Genomic DNA, 25,732 nt, shown 5'->3' with positions numbered 1-25,732 from the left:
ATAATTCCTATACTGAATGGTGTCAATAAAAAATGTTTAAGCATGTTTATGACAAATTATACTGTATAAGGTAGTATTTGAATATGTAATTGATTTATATACCTAAAACTAATTAAATGGAGTCCGAAGCGAATGATTCATACGTTGGGGCAAGTCATGTTATATGTTACGAATCAAGATCAAGCACGAAGTTTTTGGACGGAAAAGTTGGGGTTTCAAGTAATCGGGGAAGAAGATAATGGACAAGGTTTTCGATGGATTGAGGTTGCTCCGGAAGGTGGGGGGACAAGTATCGTCATACACAATAAGGAGTTCGTTGCTAAAATGAGCCCTGAATTGAATCTTTGAACACCTTCGTTAATGTTCTTTACGGAGAATGTAGATGAGCTTTTTAACGCTCTTAAGAATAAAGGAGTTAAGACTGGCGAGATGATGGAGTTGCCAACAGGTAAACATTTTTAATTTTGCTGATGAAGAGGATAATTATTTTGCTGTAATTGAAAAGAAGTAATCTTTTTTAGACCTGTCACCTACACATTTTAGTTTGTGTTGGTGGCAGTTTTTTTGTACGTTAACCGATTATTTTTGCTAAACATTGGACCTCAATAGGAAGTTCATGGTGTTTAAAGGGAAGTTCGTATGACAATATAACTGCGCCGTATAACAACGTAATGCGAATGGAAGGAACCAGTATAGGGTAGGCGACATTGGATAAGAGATTAAGAAAATGAAAGAACTTCTTTAGCAAACTTACATTTTTGTCATGACGCCTTTTCCGATAATTACCTATGATACAATCAGGATAAATATAAGCCTTTAAAGTTGTATCTCATTTCAAGGATAGGGGTGGGAAGGAAAATGTTTACCGTTTTAGTTGTGGAAGATGAGATGAAAATCCGTTCGATTATTGCATCAGAATTGCAAAAATGGGGATATGCGGTTCATGTTGTAGAAGATTTCCGTCAAGTGGAAGAATCATTCCTCACGGTGAAACCGAATCTCGTCTTGCTTGATATTAATCTACCTTATATGAATGGATTTTATTGGTGCGAACGGATTAGACGGCATTCAAATGTACCAATCGTCTTCCTCTCATCACGAACGGAGACGATGGACATGATGATGGCACTGAATATGGGGGGAGACGACTTTGTTCAAAAACCATTCTCGATGGAGATGCTGCTAACAAAAATCCATGCACTATTGAGAAGGACATATACCTACCAACAAGCAGATACCGATCGGCTTACACATCGCGATTTAACGCTTAATGTAAAGAAGGCGGCTCTTTCCACTCCTGAAGGTGAAATTGAGTTAACGAAAAATGAATTCCGCATCCTTTGCGTTCTTCTTGAACGTAAAAGTGAAATTGTCCCGCGTGATGAATTAATAACAGCCTTATGGGAGGATGAAAATTTCATCGATGACAACACGCTCACTGTCAATATAAACCGGTTGCGCCGAAAATTAGGCGAATATGGAATGGTAGGATACATTCAAACGAAAAAAGGACAAGGATACATACTCTCATGAGCACTTCATTTAGCCAATACATCCGCTTCCAAAAGCGCCTAATCATCTTGTATGCAGGTATCATGTCGTTTGTCACAATTATGCTTAATGTCGAGCCGAGTATGTCCATCCATTTTTCCAATATCCTTTATATCCATGTCATTTCGCTCTTTTTCTTTATTTCTTATTTGGTAATCGATTATTATATCATTGCAAAGCATCATAAGGAGATTAGTTCCCGTTGGAGCAACGGAGCGTTTATACAGGACGGGATAGGAGCTGCAAATACATATGAGCAGCAATTGTATATGGAATTGCTCCAAGCAGTAAACAATGCGCAACAGCAACAATTAACATCCATCCTTCGCGATAAAAAGGAATCAATGGAATTCATGACGACCTGGTTCCATGATATTAAAACACCGATTGCAATCAGTAAATTGATAGTGGAGCAAGCGAAGGGAAACCCGGAAAACGAGAGTATTTTAGAAGAAATCTCACGCATTGAACGAAGTGTCAATCAGGCCCTTTACTTCACAAGAACCGACCATTTCGCAAGGGATTATTTCATCTCAAGGACGGAACTTGACACAATCGTCAAGTCTGTCGTTAAAAAATTTGCAAAGGAGTTCATTAGACGGAAGATAAAAATTGACCTTCAAATTCAACCCTTGGTAATTGAAACGGACACTAAATGGCTTGTCTACTCGCTATCTGAATTCATCTCTAATGCATTGAAGTACTCAGAGGACGGAGAAATAATTACAATTATTTCTGAGGAAGATTCCAATGAGGTTAGATTAAAAATAAAAGACCAGGGCATTGGCATCCCGGACCAGGATATAGGCCGTGTCTTTGAATTAGGTTTCACAGGAACAAATGGCCGCATTAACAGTAAATCAACCGGGATTGGTTTGTATATCGCAAAAAAAATTATAGACAAGATTGGTCATGGGGTAACTATCTCTTCGACGGTAAATATGTATACAGTTATAACTGTCCATTTTCCAAAAGGCGATGATTATTACGCCATTGTAAAATGAAACGGGAAAGGCGAGCCCTTCCCGTTTATTTATGAATTCACAAGTTTGTTTGCAGTTGCAACGGTCATTTGGTAATAAAGGCCATATAAACATGTATACACAGAGACGCTGATTGAAACAGGATAGATGAAATTGATATCCATCACATAAGAGAGTGCTGCAAGGATGATGCAACTATGCGTAATCCCTACAAGGAGAGGGAGAAGGAAAAATAGAAATGTTTGTCTTGCAATCAGCGCCTTTACCTTCTTCCGACTCAGTCCGATTTTACGTAAAATTTCGTAACGCTTTCGGTCTTCCGCTGCTTCTGTCAACGTTTTAAAATAAATAACACTGCCTGTGGCTACTAAAAAAACAAGTCCCATGAAGCCAAACACGAAGATGAGCAGGCCATATATGGATTGCCCTGTTTGATAACTTTCAGAAAAACTATAGAAGCCCTTGTCCGGCTCGAACCACTCCGTTTCGTTCCCATCGCCTTCATAGACTGCTTTTAAATCATCTGTCAATCGATTTGCTTCCTTCTGATTACCGACCTTTATTACCCGAGTCGCATGCATAGTTCCACTTTGTTTCAATTGTTCGTACATACTATCATTCACAATCAATACGGATGGCTGTACATTATATGAAAAGAGTGTTTCCACTTTATTGCCGATAACATGAAATGGAAGTTCCCCTTTTGGACTGACAAGTGATAAATTAGTGCCTACATTCTCATCCTTCTTTTGTGAACCGATAAAATTCCTTCCCAAAATGACTGTTTCATTTTCTCCTTGGATAGTATCTACTGGAGATCTTTCAAGTTTTTCCGCCAGTAAATTGTATGTTGAGATTGAAAGCACCAAGAAAGAGTCTCGGTAATAATGAAAGCCGCCTGGCACCGAGTCAAGCCCATTTGCCGATCCAGGAACTGTTAGATACTCGAATGTTTCATCAAAGATAAGTGGATGCTCCTCGTATGCTCCCAAGATATTTGTCACTTTCTTATTAGCAAGTTCCGACTGCGCGCTGAACTGATAACTAAACGGCACATGATCCTCAAGAGTTTGAAGTGTATTAAAGTAAATTGTATAAGCAAAACCGAATGCAACGAGTGTTACGGCATTCAACACGGAAATGACAGTTAAAAGCAGACCGTTGCTGCGTAGCCGACTTTTCAATTGTGTGAGCGTCAACAAGTTCTTCCAGCGTTGGTAGGATTTTTTCCTTTTCTGCCATACATGAACAAGGAATCCGCTGCCCGTATGGAATAGAAAATAGGATCCGATGACAAGGACAGCCAAAATTATTGTGAAATTCCTACCGAAATGATCAGCCCAGCTTTTTGATTCGACTGCATGTAAAAGACTCCAATAACCGAAGCTAATCAACGCGACCGCAAGTATTGCAAGAATGTAAGACGGCTTCCATTGTTGTTGTACCTTCTGCTTTGCCTGAAACAGCTCAATTAAATTAAAACGATAGGCGATCAAATAGCCTTGTAACGACGTAATCGACATGACGAGTAGGAAAACAAGCGAAGTCTGTGCGATGGCCGCCGGCTGTATGGAGAAATGAACAACCAATGTAAATCCCATAACTTTGAGTAAAATCATACTAAAGAACGTTGAGAATAATTGTCCAAGCCCTATACCAATGACTAACGCGAGAATGCCCAATGACATATTCTCGTAAAACAGCATTTTCCCGATTTCCTTTTTTGTACCGCCGACTAATGAATAAAGCCCAATTTCCTGCTTACGGTTTGTGATGAAGAATGCATTAGAATACCAGACGAACACCATGATGAACAAGGACAGCAAAACCGAAACGCCAGTCAAAAGAGGACCCATCTTATCTTCCCGGGCAAATGCCTCGCCAATTTGCTCATTGTACTGCAATGAAACGAATGTGAAATAAATGAGCACACTAAAGGTGAGGGAAGCGATGTAAATAAAATACTTCTGGATATTATATTTTATGTTCTTGAGGACGACATCATATAATGTCATAACTGCCGCCTCCCAAGTTTGATAAGGTCATCACAAGCCGATCAAAAAACCACTTCCGATCCTTATCGCCTTTCACAATCTCGGTAAACAATCTACCATCCTTCATGAAAAGGACACGGTCGCAATAACTTGCGGCAAAAGCATCGTGCGTAACCATCAAAATTGTCGTCCCATACTCATTATTCATCAATTGAAATGCCGATAGAAGATCCATCGAAGCTTTTGAATCCAATGCACCGGTCGGTTCATCTGCAAGAACGAGCGTTGGATTATGGATAATCGCCCGCGCAGCAGCAGCCCGCTGCTTTTGCCCTCCCGACGTTTCATAAGGATACCGGTCCAAAATAGCCCCTATGCCAAGCTTTCCAGCAATTTCATTAACTCTTAAGTCTGTCGAAACATCATATTTGTTGGAAAACGTCATAGGCAGCATGATATTCTCCCGTATCGTCAATGAATCAAGCAAATTATAGTCCTGGAAAATGAATCCTAACTTTGAACGTCTAAACTCGGATAATGGTTCATCGCTCAAGCTTGTAATCTCAGTTCCGTTTATGCGTACACTTCCCGAGGTTGGTTTATCAATCGTGGCTAAAATATTTAGCAACGTCGTCTTGCCAGCCCCCGAAGGCCCCATAATGGCAACAAACTCTCCTTCTTGAACGGCAAAGTCGATATCCTCAAGTACGGTAATTAAATTCGATTTTGTGCCATATACCTTTCGAATGCCTGTTGTCTGCACAACTATATCCATCGCATATTCCCCCAAATCATTTAATCATGTTGTCTCCATCATACCGTGCGGCATAGGGGTCATCCATTGAAATAACGAACAAAACGAACTCCAAAACTTACATTTTTGTTCGAAATGCACCAAGCTGTGTACTTTGTTCATTAGAAGAAATTTGCTTTTAGAATAGAAGAAAACAGGATCTTTCCAAGAGTAGAAATCCTGTTTTTTCATAGACACCATTTGCACCCTTAACTCTCCTTTTCCAGCTCCTTGTAAAAACGGAATGATACTTCCGTTCGAGGCGAAGCGCTTGCTAACTGCACAATTTTTTTATTAGGGTGGCAGTTTTTTGCATGTTAACCGATGATTTTGCTGAACATTGGCATTCCATTCAATAGGAAGTGTTCTCGGTGTTTAACGGGAAGTCATAGGCGTTCAATAGGAAGTACTCGGCGTTTAACGGGAAGTCTTTGCCGTTCAATGGGAAGTTCCCTGCGTTTAACGGGAAGTCTTTGCCGTTCAATGGGAAGTTCCCTGCGTTTAACGGGAAGTCTTTGCCGTTCAATGAGAAGTTCCTGACGTTTAACGGGAAGTCTTTGTCGTTCAATGGGAAGTTCCCGGCGTTTAACGGGAAGTCTCTAACATTCAATGGGAAGTTTACTCGTTTGGACACCTGGCGGGCAGTGAACATGAACGTTTTCACAAAAGTACTTGTCAATATTACTGAACCTTGGAATAATTGTAATTACAATAAGATGTCTAATGGGGGGATGTATCATGAAAGTGCGTTCAGGAAATGTAATTGGTTTTGAGTTGAATAGTCAAGAACCGGAAAAAGCAGCGGAATTTTATTCCACCGTTTTCGGGTGGGAAATTGCCAAGCCGAAATGGGATTACAGAGCTATTTCGACAGGAGACATAGAACATGGCGGCATTAATGGAGGAATTGCAAAAGGTCCACATGATTTCCCGCATGGCGCACGTATCCAGATTGAAGTGGATCTAATTGATGAGGCAATTTTGAAGGCTACAGAAAATGGGGCGATGATCGTTAGAGAGAAAATGGAATTCGACGAGTTTTATCTTGCTTATTTAGTAGATCCAACGGGAATTGGCTTTGGGCTTATTCAAAACAAATAATAGTTTTTAGTTGGAATGAGGGGGGATCGTATGCAACAACGTATAGACAATGAGTTTAGCTTAATGAAAGCAAATCCAAAAGATTTCGCAATACATTACACTACCTATAGGGAAAATGTGTTTTTTAGACAGAGCTGGGAAAGACGCGTGGCTATTTTTGGAAGTGAAGTCCCTTGCTACTGGCTATTGCAGAGCGGGAGACGTATTGGTGGAGTGTGCTTAGAACCTAACATGCTTTGGTCCTTTTTCTTGGAACCGCCATTTACAGAAAGTTATAGAGTTCTAAGAAGGTTGAAGAAATACTTGAAAGATATTTCCGAACCATCCAAGCCTCTTGAGGCAATTGGAATATTACCATACCAAGCAGAGCATTTCTTACGTTTAGGGTTCAAACCAATCGAAGCAAGGCGTATTATGATTCGACCTACTGAGCAGTTCGATATGATTGACTGGGGAACTGACTTTTTCATTAAAGCCCCGACTACCGAGGATTTAGAAACCATTGCTCAACTTTCATACCAATGCTATTCAGGAGCTGACAGAATCGGCCATCCAACAGAAAATACAATCGAGCAGCAAAGATCAGACTTGGATTACTATTTCAAGCACAACGGGGAGGAGTTATTGCAAAAAGCTTCTCGCCTTATCTTCGATAAAAATACAAAACAATTAGTCGGAGCATGCCTAATTTCAATATGGGAAGACCTTCCGTTAGTTTATGATATTGTCGTTGATAAAAACTACAGGGGTAGAGGCATAGCGTCCAAATTGTTGAAACACTCCTTATCTACTTTAAAGGAGCAACATGATGTGGTTCGCCTTTTTGTCACTGTAGGCAATCCAGCGGAGTCACTTTATTATGACTTAGGCTTTTTACCGGGAATGGAACAAACGACATATAGTTTACCTCGTTAAAAATAAGGGAGAGGGGGAGCCTATGTATATTCCAAAATACTTTAAGGTAACTGATATAGAAAAAATCCGAGACTTTGTCCAGGAGAATTCTTTTGGGACACTTGTCACGACAAGAAAAGGGAGACCGATTGCGACTCATTTGCCTTTCGGGTTCATCCAAGAAGGCGATGATTGGTATGTTACCGGGCATATGGCTTATGGAAATCCTCAATGGAGGACGTTCGATACGTGCGAGGAAGTCTTAGTCATGCTTCAGGGTCCGCATGCGTATGTTTCTTCTTCCTGGTATTCCCATGAAAATGTGCCGACGTGGAATTATCAGGCGGTTCATCTTTATGGCAAAGCAAGCATTCTAACAAGAGATGAATTGATAGAAGACTTGAAAAGAATGCTGGCTAAATACGAAGGACATCGGGGAAATCAAGTTCTATGGGATACACTTTCGCTTGAGCTCATCGAAAATGAACTAAAAGGTATCGTCGGTTTTAAGATCAAAGTGGATGAAATCCAGGCTGCATATAAATTAAGCCAGAATCGAAATGAGACCGATTATAACAACATCATTGACAAATTGCGTAAAGAAGGAAATCCTCATTCGCAGCAACTAGCAGATGTAATGGATAAGAAATGAAACTTGATGCCTGCCCCCGGATTGGAATGTTGCCGGTGGCAGGCATCATTTTGTAACCGATACAAACCGAGCGTCGTCTAACAGGTAAGGAAGGGGGGAGGACATGGGACAGTTGGATTGGGAGGGAATGGGTAGAGATGAGCAAATTGAATTTCTTATGGATGAATACGGTGAAGAGATTAAACGACTTATCTATACATACGTAAAAGATCATCCTGCGGCGGAAGACTTAACGCAGGAAATATTCATAACAATTTACTTGAAGTTAGGATCATTTGCAGGAAAGTCTTCGATTAGGACATGGATTTATTCGGTTGCAATTAACAAGTGTAAAGATTACTTGAAAAGCTGGCATATGCGAAAGATCACCGTGCAGGAAAATATAAAGGAATTATTGAAATCAAGCCGGCGAGGACCTCAAGATGAAGTCATTGAAAAGCTTGAAAGCGAGCAACTTGTCGATCTTGTTCTCAAGTTAGCTGTGCCTTATAGAGAAGTGATTTTGCTTTATTACTATAAGCATTTATCAATCAAGGAAGTAAGTGAGATTTTGGGGGTTAGTGAAAGTACGGTGAAAGTGAGGCTGCACCGGGGAAGGGAGAAGTTGAGGATGCCGTTGGAGCAAATGGAAAGAGGTGAGGTTAATGGATGAGAAGTTGAAAGGGTTAGAAGAAAAATTAGACAACGTCATTTCGCAGGACGATTATTTTACGGAGTTGGATAAACACAGAATTCGAAACGGCATTAAGAAAATGAAAAGCGATGCACCCGCGAAACGGTTCAATCCGTTGCCAGCATTCCTTACCGCTATTTCCATTTGTGCATTCCTTGTTATTTTAGGTGGAATCGCTGGAAAGGAAATTGGCCTTTTCGCAACAGAAGAGCCTCCACAAGAAATCAATCCGCCAGTGTCACTGCCGACGGAAGAAGCTGTCGATATAGAGAATTTCATCTGGAATCGCTACACAATTGAGACGGGGAAGAAGGAAGTTCATTATCAAGACATTCATGGCGATACAGTCATCTGGTCGGGGAGCGACAAAGTTCCAGATTCAGATTCCGGTTCATTCGACTTTGATTTGTTTCAGTACAATTTGAAAACGCAACAGTTCGATGAAACTTTCCAATCGGAAATAGCCGGGGAATTAAGTGATGGGCAAGTGAATGATGAATGGATTACGTGGGTGGATTCCGGGACATTAGACGGTGAGTATGAATGGAGAATTTATGCGCTGAATCGGAGTACAAACGAGAAAAACCTCATTCGATTTTCCAAACAGGTCGCTGGCTATGGGAATCCGCATATCGTGAATCCCCGACTTTCCCTTAGCACCCGTGAAAATCTTTTGACATGGGTGGAACCTGTAGCAGGGGAGGATAAAGTGGCGATTCAAGTGTACGACTTGGATACTCGTGAACTTGTGACTGTTGATGAGACCACATATATGGAAACGTTCCCTCAAATTTCAGATCATTATCTTGTCTGGTCCGATTATGGAGGATATGAATTCGTTAAGTATTCGCTGGATCGACGACAAGTGGATTCAAGGACAGGAAATAAGTTTGAGCTCATGTTTCCGAAAGTGAATGATGAATACGTCGTTTGGCAGGAAAAAACCGAGACGAGTGAAACGAGGCTTGTTGTAATGCCTGTTGAATTCGGTAGGAAAGAAGCTGAAGTGTTTAATGGGGATATCAACAGCTTCGATATCGGCAAGGACTTTGTCATTTGGGAAAGCGGTCATAAAATCTATGTGTATTCACTTATGCGGAAAGAAATTAAGATAATCGGCGAAGGTGAATTCCCTTCCATCCGTGGAAATATGGCCATCTGGCAGCTTCCGAAAGAAGGCGGAGAGGATTCAGTTTTCCAAGTTGTTGAATTAAAGGCACCGGAACTGACGGATGTCGAATATGGCGGCATCATCGATGTGGACGAATTCGGTGAGCGTAATCTTCGTATTGAAAGTGAAGTAGAAACTGTTTTAGCCCGCGAGGATTTATTCGATGCGAGGCTGAAGGACACGTTACATGGGGCTTATTTGAATAATGAGGGTATTGCCGTAGTGGACTTTCAACATTTCGGGGAGCTGATTGGTGCAGCATGGGCTGATCAAGCTGAACTGATAGCTGTTTTGAATGAAGCAGTTTTCAAGAGTCCGAAAGTGAAAAAAATCTATTATACATTTAACGGTGATAATAATGCGTTTAGCGACTGGACGGAAGGTGTGAATGTATTTTTAAGGTGATTTGGTCGATGCCTGTTAGCGATATTTTTTGCTAACAGGCATTTTTGAAGTTAATTCATATTTCATACCAATCGAAACAAGAGATTGCTATAATCAGGAAAAGGAAAGGGGAATGCATGATGATCAAATATCCTTATTTGCCGGATTCAGCAACAATCGGTATCACTGCCCCGTCTTCCGGGGTAAGAAGAGAACTCGAGGGTATCGTAAAACAGGCAGTCGAACGTATGCATTTAAATGGTTTCCGTACTGTTATCGGGGAAACGGTATGGACGCAAGAAAAGGCGAAGTCGGCTCCTGCACGGATACGTGCGAAGGAATTGAATACCATGTTGCAAGATGAAGAAATCGATTTCATTTTTCCACCTTGGGGCGGGGAATTATTAATCGAGATCTTGGAGCATATTGATTTCGAAAAAGTACGGCCGAAGTGGATCTTAGGCTATTCGGACACAAGTGCACTTCTTCTTGCACTGACATTAAAAACGGGTATTGCAACAGCTCATGGAACAAATTTAGTTGATTTACGTGGGGAGCAATCCGACCCAACAACATCGATGTGGCTTTCTGTATTGCAGACGGAATCCGGTGAAGCAGTCACCCAATATTCCTCAGAACACTATCAGAAGAAGTGGCAGCATGACAATCCGTCCCCTTGGGTTTTCCATCTAACGGAACCGACAGAATGGAAGCCAACATCTGATAATCCTATTGAAATGAAAGGCCGACTACTTGGGGGATGTATCGATGTCATCCGACATCTGATCGGGACGCCTTACGGGTATGTCGCGTCCTTCCAAAAGGAATTCATCAACAATGAACCAATCATTTGGTACTTTGAGAACTGCGAACTTTCTACCACTGACTTGCGCAGATCGCTTGTTCAGATGAAGTACGCCGGCTGGTTCGATAATTGCTCCGGCATTCTATTTGGGAGAAGCCCTGCAAATCAGCCTGTAGAGAATTATGAAATTGAGGACGTTTACGAAGATCTTACCAAGGATTTAGGCATTCCAGTTATCTATGATATTGACTGCGGACACGTCCCACCCCAAATTACATTCGTCAACGGAGCATCCGCTGAAGTGAAAATGGAGAATGGGAAGGGGACTGTCGTTCAACAATTTAATTAACGGATGCGAAAGTGTAGGCATGCTGCGACTTCCCATAGAACGGTGGCAACTGCCCATAGAATGCTCGTGACTTCCCGTAGAACGGCGGCAACTGCCCATAGAATGCTCGTGACTTCCCATAGAACGGTGGCAACTGCCCATAGAATGCTCGTGACTTCCCATAGAACGGTGGCAACTGCCCATAGAATGCTCTCGACTGCCCGTAGAATGGCGATAACTTCCCATAGACAATAGTGGAGGCAACCATGGAACCCAAACCTATATTGGTCTGGGTTCTTTGTCATTTTTAAAACAGGTCAAAACTAAACTGTTGACGTTCCCCAAAATGCATGTTAAGATTTACCTTGAATTCAAGATAGTTTAGATTTAGAGTATTAATTGAGCAGAATATAATAATCGGGAAGAAATTTTTTTTGTTTCTATATCTCGAAATAAAGATATTTAACTATAATTACGAAAAGGAGAGAGTCGAATGAACGGATTAAAAGGTATTCATCACGTTACTGCCATAACAAGTAGCGCGGAAAAAAACTATGAGTTCTTCACTTATACATTGGGTATGCGTTTAGTGAAAAAAACAGTGAACCAAGATGATATCCAAACGTACCACTTGTTCTTTGCGGATGATAAAGGGGCAGCGGGTACAGATATGACATTTTTCGATTTTCCTGGTATACCGAAAGGTACGCACGGGACAAATGAAATTTACAAAACGGGATTCCGTGTTCCGTCAGACGCAGCATTGGACTATTGGGTGAAGCGTTTCGAAAAATATAACGTGAAAAACGATGGAATCAAAGAAGTGTTCGGAAAGAAGACCATTTCATTCATTGACTTTGACGAGCAACAATATATGTTGATCTCGGATGAGAACAACGAAGGGGTGGCCACGGGTACACCATGGCAAAATGGTCCGGTTCCTCTTGAATACGCTATAACAGGATTGGGACCACTCCATATACGCGTCGCGGAATTCGATTACTTTAAAAAGGTGCTTGAGACAGCGATGGAGTTCAAAGAAATCGATAAAACTGGATCGCTGCATTTATTTGAAGTCGGTGAGGGCGGAAACGGTGCGCAAGTCATTGTGGAACATAACATTATGTTGCCAAATGGTCGCCAAGGTTTTGGTACAGTGCACCATGCAGCTTTCCGGGTAGAAGATACAAGCACATTGAATGCATGGAATGACCGTTTGCAACAATTCGGTTTCAATACATCGGGCTATATTGATCGGTTCTTTTTCGAATCAATTTATACACGTGTAGCACCCGGTATCCTATTTGAATTGGCAACGGATGGCCCTGGTTTCATGGGAGACGAGCCATATGAAACAGTAGGAGAAAAGCTATCATTGCCGCCATTCCTTGAAGGAAAACGGGAGCAAATTGAGAGATTGGTAAGACCAATCGACACAGTTCGCAGCACGCGAAACATTGAAAAAGAATACTTGTAAGGAGGTGAAAGAGAAAAAATGGGATTTTTTGATAAATTATTCGGAAGACAACAAGAGGAGGAAACAACAATGACGAATTTAAATATAGGTATTGTTTTAGGATCAACACGTGAGGGACGCGTAAGTCCACAAGTTGGAGCTTGGGTAAAAGAACTAGCGGATAAACGCGGAGATGCAAATTACACAATTATCGATATCGCAGATTATAAATTACCACTATTAGGTGAAGGCGAAGCAACAGGTGCGGTAGCATGGTCTGAAATCATCGCGAAACAAGACGGTTTCGTATTCATCGTTCAAGAATATAACCACTCCATCACTGGAGCACTTAAAAACGCATTGGATTACTTACGTGAAGAGTGGAACAACAAAGCTGCAGGTATCGTTTCATACGGTTCAGTAGGCGGAGCTCGTGCGACAGAACACCTACGTGGTATTCTAGGTGAATTATTAGTTGCGGATGTTCGCGTACACCCAGCACTATCATTATTCACAGACTTCGAAAACTATACAGAGTTCAAACCGGCTGAGGTACAAGCGAATTCTGTAAACGAAATGTTGGATCAAGTTATTCCTTGGTCAACAGCATTGAAAACAATTCGTCAATAATCATTCAAAAACACAAAATGTGCACTTAGCACATTTTGTGTTTTTTCTAACTAAAGAACGTAAGTCCAATCAAAAGAGCGGGTATCATTGCCGCCATTAAAAAAACAATTATGCTTGCAAATTTATTGCCGGAGCCCCATATCAGACGACCGTAGTTCGCTGTATATACCATTACATATAGAAAGAGGCATACCAATGGAATTGGCAAAGCAATCATTCCTTCGGTTTTATTTTTTGGGGTTTCAGTGTGCTACCGAAACTCTCTATTGTAATTTCGAAATCCAAATGAATTTGTGCATCACGATATTTATTCTGCCAATCGTATTTTATAAAATCTTCCATAGTCAGGAATTTACGACGCACCTCTTCGTACCAAACGAAAGGCTCAGCATGATATTCTTCTTTTGTTTTTTTGATCAGCTTTGAAGTTTTCTCTTCAAGATCTTTTTTAATATCCCTTTTTAAAAGTGCCTGGTTTTTTTCATTGCTTGCGTAATCAATTCCACTTGGAGTGGAAAGAATTTGAACTCTCAAAGGCACTGTAATATACAATTCGGGGTGGTCTTTTGTTAAGTCTATCCTAAATCTTGCCTGTTCCTCCTTTAAAACCCTTGCGGAAATCATAAGATCTTCCTTTTTGGGATCTTTAATCGAATCGATATAGTGATGGGCCATACTTTTTTTTCTTATCAGAAGTGCACTTCTTGTTTCCTCACCTGTTAAAGTACCAATCATTTTACCGTCTTTAAATACTGCGGAACCAATCATTTGAACAGGATCACCCTCTTTTTGCGGGACTTGTCCTGCTACATAATTATCGGGATTTTTCCGACGTTCTTCATCCCTTTCAGAAGTGGCATAAATGGCCAAAAATAAGGCGCCAGATGTCCTTTGTAAATATCGATTTAAGTCGGAAATTGGAACATAACCTGTATCCTTCCATCTGTTCCTCATGAAAGAATAATATTTATGCGGACGCGTTTCTAACTTAGCATGATTGTTATCAATAAATTCCCGTGCTTTTTCCTTGCTCACAATCATAATCATTTTCCTCCGTATTTCCGGGTCGCGTAAGGATGAAGCGATAACGTTGTGGAAATAATCACTTTTTGCAAATGCTTCTCCGATAATGATGGTTTCCACCTGTGAAAGATCAAGTTTTCTTGAAACAGAGCTATTTGCCAATTCTTTCGCGGATAAAATATCCGTCGCTGTAATTGTTAAAATGTCACTGGGAGGTTCATTTTGTGCCATAGCCAGGCTTGAGGATCCTACTTGCGGATTTTCAATTTGAAAGGTCACATCTAACATATGATCCTCTTTACTCTTATCGATTCCCAATACGACAACATATCCTCTTTCCTCCAATTCGCTTTTATCCCAACAACCGGCAAGGATAAAAACACTGGCAAACAACAAGAAAGAAAATTTAAGCCTTCTCATTTGTTAACCTTCCCTTCCGAAGATGTAGAAGCCATAAGATGAAGGGGAAAAAAAATAGGAAAAATGAACTTGAACGAACTAAATATTCCCGAAGTGCGTTTCCAATAAAGATATTTGGTGAAATCATTCCAAGAAGAACAGTTAGACCGGCCAAGGGCAACAATAGAGGTTCGAATTTATTTAGGTGAAGCACTTTTGATAAGAAAAATGCCGATAAATATAAGTAGATCGAAAAGTGAATAGCCGAAGCAATCGTTGCTATGGCCAAATAAATCGATTCGAGATGGCTAATTGTCCCGATTCTTGCCATTCGGCTTAATTGTTGAAAAGGATATGCGATATCTTGACTTGCGGGATAGTCAAAAACTGCTGTGTATATGATCATGAATACTACAACGGACATGACTGAAATAATCCATCCAAACAAAGTACCAACCCGCATATCTTTATGCTTTTGGATAAAAGGATAAAGTGCAAAGAGCAAAATGATTTCCCCGTAGATTGAACTATAGACTACGCTTTCCTTCAGAATTGTTGTTAGGCCCGGGCCGGCAATCGGATAAATTCGAACTAAAGCAATATCATCATAAACAAACCCTACAAGTGAAAACATCAAAATTAACACGATTGGTGTGAAAATCCAAGCAGTTCTTGCGATATTTTCCAAACCGCGTTTCGCGATGTAAAAACATGCGCCAATAAGCATGACATATAGGTATGGAATGGGGGTTTTCGGGTAAAACATTGTGTTGAAAACATCCGTATAGCTTCTACTATTGATCACCGTTGAGCTAAATATTATGATAAAAAATAGTAGTATAACGAAGGTGCCCATCCGTTTTCCCATGAGAGTAAATATAAGTTCAGTTAGACCCATATTCCGCTTTTTCACTATCCCTAACAGAACAAAGAAAGGGATCAATGTGACGAAGGAGGAAAGAATGGGAATCATCCAAGCCGCATTTTTACCAAGTTTAAAAAGCAAGTCTGGGGTGGTATCCATCGCTTGAATAGCAAATAAAAAAATGAGGATGCCTGCTAATTCTCTTTTTCTTATTTTCCCGTCGTTAACCTTAATCATCGCTTGAACCTTCTTTCGGCTTATTACCCCTTTCATCGTTTTTACTGTTCGAATAAAAAGGGGTCAGCATCTGCTTCCATACTGGTGGGCGGAAAATCAATCCTTTCGACGATTGAAAATAAGGAGCGAAAGGTGCGAAAAAAGGAACATTGAATGATTTCAATGAAACCATATAAGCAAACAAACAGGCGGTGGCCAAGAATATCCCGAAAAAGCCCATGAAATTCGCGATGAAAATAAAGGCAAATCTTAGTATTCTTATCATGAAACCTAAATTCAAATCTTGGATTACAAATGAAGACAACCCCGTTATTGCGACAATAATCACAAGGATAGGACTAACAAGGTTCGCCTGGACCGCAGCCTGTCCTAAAATAAGTGCTCCAACGATGCCAATCGTTGGGCCAATCACGGACGGAATCCGAATGCCTGCCTCCCTTAGAATTTCAAAAACAATCTCCAGTAAAATAATTTCCCATAGAACCGGAATGGGAACGACTTCCCTCGTCGCTGCAATAGCAAACAGAAGATCGGGTGGTAGCATCTCAACATGAAATGTACTAATCGCCAAGTAAGTTGCAGGTGTATAGAGAGCAATGAAAATTGATATTAAACTAATGATTCGAATAAAGTTCGCATACGCCCAACGAAGATATTGGTCTTCAATCGTATGGAATAAGGACCAAAAAGTGACAGGAACGACTAAGGCAAAAGGTGAGTTATTCATTAAAAGCACAATATGACCATCTAAAAGAAAGGAACATGCCCTATCTGGTCGTTCCGTTAAAAGTGTCGAGGGAACTAATGAATAGGCTCTACTTTCTACGTACTGTTCTAATATAGGAAGGTTTTGGATCAAATCACTTTCGATTCCTTCAATCTTCTTTTTCACTTCATTCAAAAGTTCCTCATCCGCTACGCCTTTTATATACATGATCGAGACTTCTTGGATTGAGTTGTTTCCAACCATCATTAATTCGCATAGTAACCGACTGTCTTTAATCTGTTTTCGGATTAATGACTGATTGACAGCCATTGATTCGTTGAACGATTCTTTCGGTCCCCTGACTCCGTTCTCAACTGTCGGTTCACTGACACCACGATTTTCAAAACCGGTAGATTCCGCCGTTAATGCTTCGTGCTCGCCATCGATCAGGATTAAGGTGTTGCCGCCTAATATATCTTTAACAGCATCCTGCAACTTCTTTACTTTCTTAGTACCGACCGTGGCTAACACACTATCGGCAAGAAGGGATAAAACATCCATATCTTCAAATGGATCACGTACCTTAAATAGTGGTTCAATAATATATTCCTCAACTGTCTTTGTATCGACAGTACCTTCAAGAAAAAGAATTACTCCTTCTTTCTTTCCCTGTAGCATAGAAATATTCCTTAGTTTCAGCGATTGATTGGTCGGATAAGAGAATGCTTCTTTTATAAGACTTACATTCATCTCAAAGTTATCGGAAAAGGATTCTTCCACTTTCTTTTCGTCATTCGAAGGGTTACTGTTTTTGGGAGATCCCACTTTAACTCCTCCAGTTATATGTCAGGTATGAACAGTACTTGTCGAAACTTAGCAGTTTTATTCACAACATTGAAGGATAGTAGGTGGATACATTCAATTTGATGCCAAATATCTCCGAGCACCGGAATAGTTCTTTTTATATAATGGCGTGTCAATTGAGATGATCTCGATACTTCGAGAAGAGTTTGGGGCATGAATCATCTTTCCGTCACCAATATATAGCGACACATGGTAGACTTGGCCTTTGCCCCCGTTATGAGCAAAAAACAGTAGATCCCCCGGTTGCAGTTGACTGCGGCTAACCGCCTTTCCTTGAGTTGCTTGAACGAAGGAATCACGCGGAATAAGTATACCGTGGTTTTTATAGACGGAATAGGTCAGGCCCGAGCAGTCAAAGCCGAGAGCGGAAATCCCTGCCCAGACGTAAGGGAGTCCTAAATATTGTTTGGCGCTGTCGACGATGTCTTTCGCAGTCGGTTTCGGAACTGCCGCATAATTAAAATGTACGCTAACGTCCCGCTTTAACGTGAATTTCGTACTGCCGTCAACTGTTAAAACTTCAAGGAATTCACCATGCTCTGCTATGACGGGCAAGATTGTTGAGTAACTTACATCAAGCCATTTCTGCTTGTCATCCCATTTAGGTACATTGTAAAGTGTGGCGAATTTTGCATTCACGATGGCAATTGGGCAGTCCGTATTGCCGATAACGGAGGCGGCAACATGCGATTTCGGTACCCATCCTTCATAGCCTTTCGTATGGCCGGTCTTCGCTTGGTCCTTTATTGCGATATAATGCCAGTTTCCGCTCGTTTTAATAATCTCGACAGCGTCTCCGTATAAGACTTGCGTATCTGTCCTTCCTATGAGCCAATTCTTGTCGGGAATTGTCAATTGGGACGTCCATTTTTTTATATCCGGATTTGCTTGGATTGAAATTTCATCGATTGGGCGTGTCTTACCCGGTGAACGCCAAACGTTCGTCACCGGTACATTAATGGCATACGATTTTTTGCTTTCAGCTGAGTAGCAAGCGGGACGAATTCTGAATTCCGGATTAAGAATTCGTGCTAAAAATATGCTGAAATGTCCTTTTGTCAATGAAGTATTTGGCCTGAATGTTCCATCCGAATAACCGAATGTAATTTCATTTTCTATAAGAATTCCGATTGCGTCACTCGCCCAATAGGATGCAGGAACATCACGGAATTGCGATTCGGATTTTCCTTGCATTTTGAATGCGGCAACCAAAATAGAAGCGGCCTGTGCCCGTGTCAACTGAGCCTCGGGCATGAACTCTCCGATTCCATTCCCAACCATGAACCCCGCAGATACCGCTGTCTGAACGATGGTGTAAAATTCATCCTCAGGGTCAACATCAATGAAATTAACATTAGGTAACGCTTCTGCTTCAATTCCTAACGCTTTAACAATCATTTCAGCAGCTTCAATACGTGAGATGGCTTTATTGATACCGAATGCTGGAGATTCAGTCAGAATTCCGGTGCTGACAAGGTATTCAATTTCCTTGCTTGCAGAATGGGTGGTGGGAACGTCCGAAGATGTAGGGGAGGCAGCATGAACATAAACGCTTGCGAAGAGAAAATAAACGATAAACAAAAGGCCGAGCACAGTTTTTTTCAAGGCACCATCTCCTTCAGTATTTTCTAAAAAGAAACTTTCCAGTAAATACAATTGTATGATGTAGGATTGGAAAGATGATTAGATAGTTGTATACACAGAGTGAATGTGAAGCCATTCTGTTATAATAGAACGATAAAAATCGATCTTTACTGCATCCATAAAAGTATGCATGGTATAGACAACAAGAAAGGGGAACAAAACTTGCATACGTTGAAACAACAATGGTTCGGAAATATCCGAGCCGATATACTGGCAGGAATTGTTGTGGGACTGGCACTCATTCCTGAAGCATTAGCATTCGCGTTCATCGTAGGCGTGGATCCGCGTGTCGCGTTATATGCTTCATTCGCAATTGCCGTTATCACTTCATTTGTGGGAGGGCGTCCGGGGCTTATATCAGCAGCCACCGGCGCAATGGCGTTAGTTCTCGTCAACTTGATGGCAGATCATGGCTTGCAATATCTATTGGCAGCGACCGTTTTGACTGGAATTATTCAACTTATCCTCGGGGGGGTTGGCGTCGCGAATTTGATGCGTTTCATCCCGAATTCCGTCATGTTAGGATTCGTGAATGCACTTGGCATTATGATCTTCATCACCCAGCTTCCTTACTTGCGGGGTCAAGACGCAATGACATTTATCTTCGCTATCGCGACTTTGATTTTAGTTTACGCAGTACCGCGTTTCTTCACAGCAATTCCCGCACCACTTATCGCAATTGTCGTCATGACGGGAATTGCACTGATGAGCGGCGTTACGCTACAGACAATTGGCGATTTAGGAAAGATGCCGAATTCGTTGCCGACTTTCTTCATTCCGGACATTCCTTTTAACTTGGAAACGCTGAAAATCATCTTCCCATATTCACTGGCGTTATCGATTGTCGGTCTACTTGAATCATTGCTAACATCCCAAGTATTGGACGACATGACCGATACAGAGAGCGATAAAAATCGGGAAGCACGTGGACAAGGAATCGCGAACTTCTTCACAGGATTTTTCGGTGGGATGGCAGGATGTGCATTAATCGGCCAATCGATGATCAATATCAAATCAGGTGGTCGCGGCCGCTTATCCACTTTCACAGCGGGTGTCTTCCTTATGTTTTTGATCATCGTTTTAGGAGATGTTGTCGTGAAAATCCCGATGCCCGTTCTTGCGGGTGTAATGATCATGGTCGCAGCGACAACATTCAACTGGGGCTCATTCAAGTTTCTGAAGCAAGCGCCAAAAACGGAATCGCTCGTTATGCTCATCACCGTTGCAATTATTTTATACACGCATAATCTTGCAATCGGTGTTGTAGTCGGTGTCATTCTGAGTTCACTATTTTTTGTATCGAAAATATCTCGCGTGACTGTGACGCCTCAATCTAACATATATAAGATAAAAGGACCGTTATTTTTCGCTTCCACTACGAAATTCATCCATTCTTTTCGTGACGTAAAGGAGAAGGAAGTCATTATTGACTTTGAAGATAGCCAGCTATGGGATGAATCCGCTGTTGGGGCGATTGTTAAAGTGAAGCAGAAGCTTGAGGAAGAAGGAGTAACGGTAACAATCCGGGGGCTGAACTCTTCAAGTGAACAACTATACGCAAAGTTACAATAGGAGTACGAAAAGGGAGGAATCTACATGAAAATTGCTGTTGCCATTGATGGGTCAGAAAACGCTCTACGTGCTGCAAGGCACGCCATTGCACTTGCCAAGCTATACCCGGAGGCGACATTGGATGTCATTTTTGTCGCGGATTACAATAAAGCGAAAGATGATCGGCTTTTATCGCAAAATGAGGAAAGTCTTTTAGTGAAACGTAAGCAGAAAATGGAACCAGTTTTGGACATGGCGCGTGATGCCGGAGTGAAAGCAAACATGATAGTGCTGAAAGGAAATCCGAGCCAGGAAATCATAAACTATGTGAATTCCGAGGCGATGGATCAGCTCGTCCTTGGCAGCCGTGGGTTGAATGCTTTTCAAGAAATGGTGCTTGGAAGTGTCAGTCATAAAGTGATGAAACATGTGAATTGCCCTGTGACGGTTGTGAAGTAGGTAAGAGGATGAAAACGCCTTAAGAGGGGATGACCTTCATAGGGCGTTTTTTGTATGGGTGAGGATGCAGACTTCCCGTAGAAGGGTGGTGACTTCGCATAGAAGTGTTGCGACTTCCCATAGAATCGCCCCGACTTCCCTTAGAAGTGCGTTTACTTCCCATAGAAGTGCTCCGACTTCCCGTAGAAGAGTGTTTACTTCCCATAGAAGTACCCTGACTCCCCATAGGAGCAGGTAACCAGTTTGATTTCCTCAATGTAACTTGCGATACTTTAAATAAAGATAAAACTAAAAGGGGAATTGCCATGAAGCTGGATCGATTGCGTCAGTCATTTGAAGAACTTGCGAGATTTACAGACGAAGGTGAAGGCATCAACCGGCTGGCTTACACTGAAACTGAACGGAATGCCCGCAACTTTTTAATTAAGCAGTTTGAACGCGCAGGACTAACAGTTCGCATCGACTACGCGGGAAACGTCATTGCGCGTAGGGAAGGAAGGTCCCCCCACTTACCTGTTGTCGCGACAGGTTCACATATCGATTCCGTCTACGCCGCAGGTGAATTTGATGGGACAGCAGGTGTCCTTGTTGCACTTGAAGTCATGCGCTCCCTCACGGATGAGAACGTTAAAACGGAGAATCCGCTTGAAGTCATCATTTTCGCATGCGAAGAATCCGCCCGCTTCGGTGCATCGACTCTTGGCAGCAAAGCGATGACAGGTCGCCTCGACCCCGCTTACACGAGGTCACTGACCGACAAAAACGGTGTTACATTGTTTCAGGCATTCAAAGAAAATGGGCTTGATTTGGAAGAAGTTCATTTGGCAAAACGCTTTCGGGATGAAATCAAGGCATTTGTGGAGTTGCACGTTGAACAGGGACCTGTTCTTGAAAAACAGGGGGTGGCAATCGGTGTTGTTTCTGCCATAGCAGCTCCAGTCCGCTTTCATGTTCATATCGATGGGACAGCAGATCATTCCGGTACGACGCCGATGGATTACCGCCACGATGCCCTGCTTGGCGGAGCGGCAATTGCACTATCCATTGAAAAGGCGGCACTTGCGGAGCTTGAGTATGGTACAGTCGGTACGGTTGGTGTCTTCTCAGTGAAACCTGGGGCGATGAATGTTGTGCCAGGTACTGCAGATCTTTACGTCGATATTCGAGGGACGAACCGTGAATCGAGACAAAGAGTAGTGGCTGCACTAAAAACTGCAGTTAACGATGTGTCGAAAGCGCGAGGCTTAGACATTTGGATGGATGAGATGTCGAAAGAAGAACCTGTTCAGATGGATAGCACAATCGTGGCTGAATTGAAATCAATCTGCGAAGAAAGAGGAGTGTCCTATCTTGAAATGTCAAGCGGAGCGGGACATGACTCCATGAATATGGCGGCGCTCTGTCCGACTGGCATGATTTTCGTCCCGTCCAAAGATGGACTTAGTCATAATCCAGCAGAGTATACGACAATGGAACAGCTGATGGAAGGGGCGGAAGTATTGCGCGCCTTCATGCTGAAACAAGCGGAGGAATTTTAAAAGAAAACAAAAGACGGTGCTGCTTTTATTAACATTAAAATGCAGCATCGTTTTTTATTTTATCAATAAATCAATCAAAAACCTTGAAAGTCAAAGAAGGTCAGTGTATAATAAAAACATAAGTCAAAGATAGTCAATGTCAAACAATATAAATGAACGAACTATATAAGGAGGAAATGGCTTATGAAATGTCAACATTGTGGTAAAAACGAAGCAACAATGAGCCTTCGGCTACAACTGAATCATCAACGTATGCAGTTGCATATGTGTCATACCTGTTTCCAACAGATACAAGGACAAATGAATATGCCGTCATTTGGAAATGATGCAAATCAATTTTTCCAAGCGAACGGCAAGCAGGGAGCACATACGCAAGTTAGAGAAATTGATGAAAACCAAGGGAATGGCCTGTTAGACCAACTTGGAAGAAATATTTCGAATGACGCTAAGGAAGGGAAAATTGACCCTGTCATCGGGCGCGATCAGGAAGTGAAACGCGTTATCGAGACATTAAATAGAAGAAACAAAAACAATCCGGTACTCATCGGGGAACCGGGTGTTGGTAAAACAGCTATTGCAGAAGGGCTCGCCGTGAAAATCAATGAAGGAGACGTGCCTGCGAAACTGTTGAATAAACAAATTTACGTCTTAGATGTAGCATCTCTTGTCACAAACACTGGAATTCGCGGTCAATTTGAAGAGCGGATGAAACAATTAATCGAGGAGATCGAGAGTCGTACAGATGTCATTGTATTCATCGATGAAATCCATCTACTTGTCGGTGCGGGATCAGCAGAAGGTTCCAAAATGGATGCCGGGAATATTTTGAAACCTGCATTGGCACGCGGTGGCATGCAGCTGATTGGTGCGACGACGTTGAAAGAGTATCGTCAAATTGAAAAAGATGCCGCACTCGAACGCCGCTTCCAGCCGATTATCGTAAAAGAACCTTCTGTGGAAGACGCAATTACAATCTTGCACGGCATTAAAGATCGTTATGAAGCTTTCCATGAAGTACGTTATTCCGATGAAGTGATTCGGGCGTTCGTCACATTATCACAACGCTATATCCAAGACCGATTCTTGCCGGACAAGGCAATCGATTTGATGGATGAAGTGGGAGCCCGCTTGAATCTTAAACAGTCATCAGCAGATGCTGAGCAAATCGGAAAACGCCTTGAAGAGATCATCCTACAAAAAGAACAAGCGGCAGAAACAGAAGACTATGAAAAGGCGGCAGCTTTACGTCAAGAAGAAATTCGATTACGTCAACAACTTGAGGATGTTAAGGATAACGATGAATCCCAATATGAAGTGACTGTCGAAGACATCGAGGGAATTGTGGAAGAAAAAACAGGTATTCCGGTGACAAAACTGCAAGCGTCGGAACAAGCAAAAATGAAAGACCTTGCAGAAAATCTTCGTAAAAAGGTAATTGGGCAAGAAGAAGCGGCTGATAAAGTTGCTAAATCAATCCGTCGTAGCCGCGCAGGATTAAAATCAAAAGATCGTCCAATCGGATCTTTCCTATTCGTCGGTCCAACAGGTGTCGGTAAAACAGAAATTACTAAAATATTAGCGGAGGAACTATTCGGTTCCCGCGACACGTTAATCCGCCTCGATATGAGTGAATACATGGAGAAACATGCCGTCTCTAAAATTATCGGTTCACCTCCTGGTTACGTAGGACATGAAGAAGCAGGCCAATTAACGGAACAAGTCCGCCGCAACCCTTATTCGATTCTACTGTTTGACGAAATCGAAAAAGCGCACCCTGACGTTCAACATATGTTCCTTCAAATTATGGAAGATGGTCGATTAACCGATTCGCACGGACGAACAGTGAGCTTCAAAGACACTGTCATCATCATGACAAGCAACGCTGGAACAGGGGAGAAAAAGGTAAGTGTCGGGTTCAATCAAACCGCACATGAATCCGTCTCCATGCTTGAATCACTTGGAAACTACTTCAAACCTGAATTCCTTAACCGTTTCGATGCGATTGTTCAGTTCAATGAACTGACAGAAGACAATTTGCTCGAAATTGTAAACTTGATGCTCGCTGATTTGGAAGAAGCGATTGAAGAAAACGACATCACAATTTCAATTTCATCAGAAGCTAAAATGGAATTGGTAAACTTAGGCTACGACAAACGTTTTGGAGCACGACCACTTCGCAGAGTTATCCAAGACAAAATCGAAGATCCATTAACGGATCTCATTTTGGAAGAAGACGATATTGCAAAGGTCCATGTCGACGTTGTCGATGAAGAGATTGTTGTACGTAAAGCTTAATTTCGGTGCCTATGCAGCACGCTATTCAGACAATACACTACAATTGCATAATACAAATGAAAGAAGTCAACCATATCAATATTTGGTTGGCTTCTTTGTGCATATATATATCTTCTTGAATTATCATATTTGCGTGGCGTATAGGCACCTAAAAGGGACCCTAAAAGAATAAAGGAATTCAAGATACGGTAACGAATTAGATAGCGTAAAGAAGAGAGTACATTAGAGGGAATTTGTGAAATTGGAGGACTACTTGGAGAAATCCTCAATGGATGCTTTATAATGAAAATAAAGTCTATTGATTATTAGGAGATTACATGTTTGAGAAAATGAAGGATTGGGCGAAAAGTTTAAAACGACAGATATTTATACTTTACTATGCTTATAAAGATGCAAGAACACCTTGGTATGCAAAATTTTATACTGCTTGTGTGGTTGCTTATGCGTTCAGTCCAATTGACTTAATACCAGATTTTATACCTATTCTCGGCTACTTAGATGACGTGATTCTCCTTCCTATAGGGATATGGTTTGCGTTGAAAATGATACCGAGGAATGTATTAACTGATTGTGAAGTTAAGGCAGAGGAAAAGATGAAAAATGGTAAACCGAAGAATTGGATAGTCGGTTCAATAATAGTATCAGTATGGAGTCTCATTATTATTTGGTTTGTTATTAAAATCTATAGCTTCTTCAACTAACGGCTGCTTTACTTTTTAAAAAAAGGAGGAGTTTT

The 25,732-nt window shown here is 41.6% G+C and carries 23 protein-coding genes and 1 pseudogene; 16 read left to right on the top strand and 8 right to left on the bottom strand.

What is annotated here, in order from left to right; all coding sequences use genetic code 11:
* Positions 1 to 132 precede the first annotated feature (132 nt).
* The 3 genes and pseudogenes from ACFPZG_RS06040 (at position 133) to ACFPZG_RS06030 (ending at position 2,555) form a co-directional block, all read left to right on the top strand.
* Positions 133 to 511, top strand: a pseudogene (locus tag ACFPZG_RS06040) (VOC family protein).
* Between the two features lie 347 nt (positions 512 to 858).
* Positions 859 to 1,533 (top strand): response regulator transcription factor, encoded by a 675-nt coding sequence (locus ACFPZG_RS06035; protein WP_317940905.1) that lies wholly within the window; start codon positions 859 to 861, stop codon positions 1,531 to 1,533.
* A complete protein-coding gene (locus ACFPZG_RS06030; protein ID WP_317940904.1) occupies positions 1,530 to 2,555 on the top strand; it encodes a sensor histidine kinase in 1,026 nt (341 codons plus the stop codon). The genes ACFPZG_RS06035 and ACFPZG_RS06030 overlap by 4 nt, the downstream gene beginning before the upstream one ends.
* Before the next feature lie 29 nt (positions 2,556 to 2,584).
* On the opposite strand, the gene ACFPZG_RS06025 is transcribed toward ACFPZG_RS06030, so the two are convergent.
* The 3 genes from ACFPZG_RS06025 to ACFPZG_RS06015 all read right to left on the bottom strand — a co-directional run bounded on the left by ACFPZG_RS06025 (position 2,585) and on the right by ACFPZG_RS06015 (position 6,000).
* Entirely contained in the window at positions 2,585 to 4,549 is a 1,965-nt protein-coding gene (locus ACFPZG_RS06025; protein WP_283733872.1) for an ABC transporter permease, read from the bottom strand.
* Positions 4,536 to 5,303 carry an ABC transporter ATP-binding protein gene (locus tag ACFPZG_RS06020; RefSeq protein WP_283733873.1) on the bottom strand — a complete coding sequence of 256 codons (768 nt, stop codon included), beginning with the start codon at positions 5,301 to 5,303 and terminating at the stop codon, positions 4,536 to 4,538. The genes ACFPZG_RS06025 and ACFPZG_RS06020 overlap by 14 nt, the downstream gene beginning before the upstream one ends.
* A gap of 370 nt (positions 5,304 to 5,673) precedes the next feature.
* Positions 5,674 to 6,000: a hypothetical protein gene (locus ACFPZG_RS06015; RefSeq protein ID WP_283733874.1), complete on the bottom strand. Its 327-nt coding sequence runs from the start codon at positions 5,998 to 6,000 to the stop codon at positions 5,674 to 5,676.
* A gap of 59 nt (positions 6,001 to 6,059) precedes the next feature.
* Between ACFPZG_RS06015 and ACFPZG_RS06010 the strand changes: the two genes are divergently transcribed.
* The 6 genes from ACFPZG_RS06010 (at position 6,060) to ACFPZG_RS05985 (ending at position 11,350) form a co-directional block, all read left to right on the top strand.
* A complete protein-coding gene (locus ACFPZG_RS06010; protein ID WP_283733875.1) occupies positions 6,060 to 6,422 on the top strand; it encodes a VOC family protein in 363 nt (120 codons plus the stop codon).
* Between the two features lie 30 nt (positions 6,423 to 6,452).
* On the top strand, positions 6,453 to 7,337 hold the full coding sequence (locus tag ACFPZG_RS06005) for an N-acetyltransferase (protein WP_317940902.1): 885 nt from the start codon (positions 6,453 to 6,455) through the stop codon (positions 7,335 to 7,337).
* A gap of 22 nt (positions 7,338 to 7,359) precedes the next feature.
* A complete protein-coding gene (locus ACFPZG_RS06000; protein WP_283733877.1) occupies positions 7,360 to 7,968 on the top strand; it encodes an FMN-binding negative transcriptional regulator in 609 nt (202 codons plus the stop codon).
* Positions 7,969 to 8,071: 103 nt separating this feature from the next.
* On the top strand, positions 8,072 to 8,620 hold the full coding sequence (locus ACFPZG_RS05995) for a sigma-70 family RNA polymerase sigma factor (RefSeq protein WP_317940901.1): 549 nt from the start codon (positions 8,072 to 8,074) through the stop codon (positions 8,618 to 8,620).
* Positions 8,613 to 10,217, top strand: a complete 1,605-nt coding sequence (locus ACFPZG_RS05990; protein ID WP_317940900.1) for a hypothetical protein — start codon at positions 8,613 to 8,615, stop codon at positions 10,215 to 10,217. The genes ACFPZG_RS05995 and ACFPZG_RS05990 overlap by 8 nt, the downstream gene beginning before the upstream one ends.
* Before the next feature lie 119 nt (positions 10,218 to 10,336).
* Positions 10,337 to 11,350: a S66 family peptidase gene (locus tag ACFPZG_RS05985; protein ID WP_317940899.1), complete on the top strand. Its 1,014-nt coding sequence runs from the start codon at positions 10,337 to 10,339 to the stop codon at positions 11,348 to 11,350.
* On the opposite strand, the gene ACFPZG_RS05980 is transcribed toward ACFPZG_RS05985, so the two are convergent.
* Positions 11,347 to 11,634, bottom strand: coding sequence for a hypothetical protein (locus ACFPZG_RS05980; protein ID WP_283733882.1), 288 nt, complete (start codon positions 11,632 to 11,634; stop codon positions 11,347 to 11,349). The genes ACFPZG_RS05985 and ACFPZG_RS05980 overlap by 4 nt on opposite strands.
* 188 nt (positions 11,635 to 11,822) lie before the next feature.
* Between ACFPZG_RS05980 and ACFPZG_RS05975 the strand changes: the two genes are divergently transcribed.
* Positions 11,823 to 12,806, top strand: a complete 984-nt coding sequence (locus ACFPZG_RS05975) for a ring-cleaving dioxygenase (protein ID WP_283733883.1) — start codon at positions 11,823 to 11,825, stop codon at positions 12,804 to 12,806.
* Positions 12,807 to 12,824: 18 nt separating this feature from the next.
* Positions 12,825 to 13,415, top strand: a complete 591-nt coding sequence (locus ACFPZG_RS05970) for an NADPH-dependent FMN reductase (RefSeq protein WP_317940898.1) — start codon at positions 12,825 to 12,827, stop codon at positions 13,413 to 13,415.
* Positions 13,416 to 13,628: 213 nt separating this feature from the next.
* Here the strand turns inward: ACFPZG_RS05970 and ACFPZG_RS05965 are convergent, their stop codons facing one another.
* From ACFPZG_RS05965 to ACFPZG_RS05950, 4 genes are all read right to left on the bottom strand, one after another.
* Positions 13,629 to 14,858, bottom strand: a complete 1,230-nt coding sequence (locus tag ACFPZG_RS05965; protein WP_317940897.1) for a Ger(x)C family spore germination protein — start codon at positions 14,856 to 14,858, stop codon at positions 13,629 to 13,631.
* Complete coding sequence (locus tag ACFPZG_RS05960; protein WP_283733885.1) at positions 14,845 to 15,939, bottom strand: GerAB/ArcD/ProY family transporter; 1,095 nt, start codon at positions 15,937 to 15,939, stop codon at positions 14,845 to 14,847. The genes ACFPZG_RS05965 and ACFPZG_RS05960 overlap by 14 nt, the downstream gene beginning before the upstream one ends.
* Entirely contained in the window at positions 15,932 to 17,470 is a 1,539-nt protein-coding gene (locus ACFPZG_RS05955; protein WP_317940896.1) for a spore germination protein, read from the bottom strand. Before ACFPZG_RS05955 ends, ACFPZG_RS05960 begins: the two co-directional genes overlap by 8 nt.
* A gap of 93 nt (positions 17,471 to 17,563) precedes the next feature.
* Positions 17,564 to 19,114 carry an NlpC/P60 family protein gene (locus ACFPZG_RS05950; protein ID WP_317940895.1) on the bottom strand — a complete coding sequence of 517 codons (1,551 nt, stop codon included), beginning with the start codon at positions 19,112 to 19,114 and terminating at the stop codon, positions 17,564 to 17,566.
* A 201-nt stretch (positions 19,115 to 19,315) separates the two neighbouring features.
* Between ACFPZG_RS05950 and ACFPZG_RS05945 the strand changes: the two genes are divergently transcribed.
* The 5 genes from ACFPZG_RS05945 to ACFPZG_RS05925 all read left to right on the top strand — a co-directional run bounded on the left by ACFPZG_RS05945 (position 19,316) and on the right by ACFPZG_RS05925 (position 25,697).
* The gene (locus tag ACFPZG_RS05945) at positions 19,316 to 20,725 is read left to right on the top strand and encodes a SulP family inorganic anion transporter (RefSeq protein WP_283733889.1); all 1,410 of its coding nucleotides are present in this window, start codon (positions 19,316 to 19,318) and stop codon (positions 20,723 to 20,725) included.
* 24 nt (positions 20,726 to 20,749) lie between these two features.
* On the top strand, positions 20,750 to 21,163 hold the full coding sequence (locus tag ACFPZG_RS05940; protein WP_283733890.1) for a universal stress protein: 414 nt from the start codon (positions 20,750 to 20,752) through the stop codon (positions 21,161 to 21,163).
* 305 nt (positions 21,164 to 21,468) lie between these two features.
* Positions 21,469 to 22,701: a Zn-dependent hydrolase gene (locus tag ACFPZG_RS05935; protein WP_317940894.1), complete on the top strand. Its 1,233-nt coding sequence runs from the start codon at positions 21,469 to 21,471 to the stop codon at positions 22,699 to 22,701.
* Between the two features lie 183 nt (positions 22,702 to 22,884).
* Positions 22,885 to 24,996: an ATP-dependent Clp protease ATP-binding subunit gene (locus ACFPZG_RS05930; protein WP_317940893.1), complete on the top strand. Its 2,112-nt coding sequence runs from the start codon at positions 22,885 to 22,887 to the stop codon at positions 24,994 to 24,996.
* A gap of 317 nt (positions 24,997 to 25,313) precedes the next feature.
* On the top strand, positions 25,314 to 25,697 hold the full coding sequence (locus tag ACFPZG_RS05925) for a YkvA family protein (protein ID WP_283733892.1): 384 nt from the start codon (positions 25,314 to 25,316) through the stop codon (positions 25,695 to 25,697).
* Positions 25,698 to 25,732: the final 35 nt, after the last annotated feature.

This window comes from Sporosarcina thermotolerans (genome assembly GCF_042658975.1).
Taxonomy (GTDB): Bacteria; Bacillota; Bacilli; order Bacillales_A; family Planococcaceae; genus Sporosarcina; species Sporosarcina thermotolerans.
Note: the sequence above shows the minus strand (reverse complement) of the source record. Positions and strands in the feature narration are given on the sequence as shown.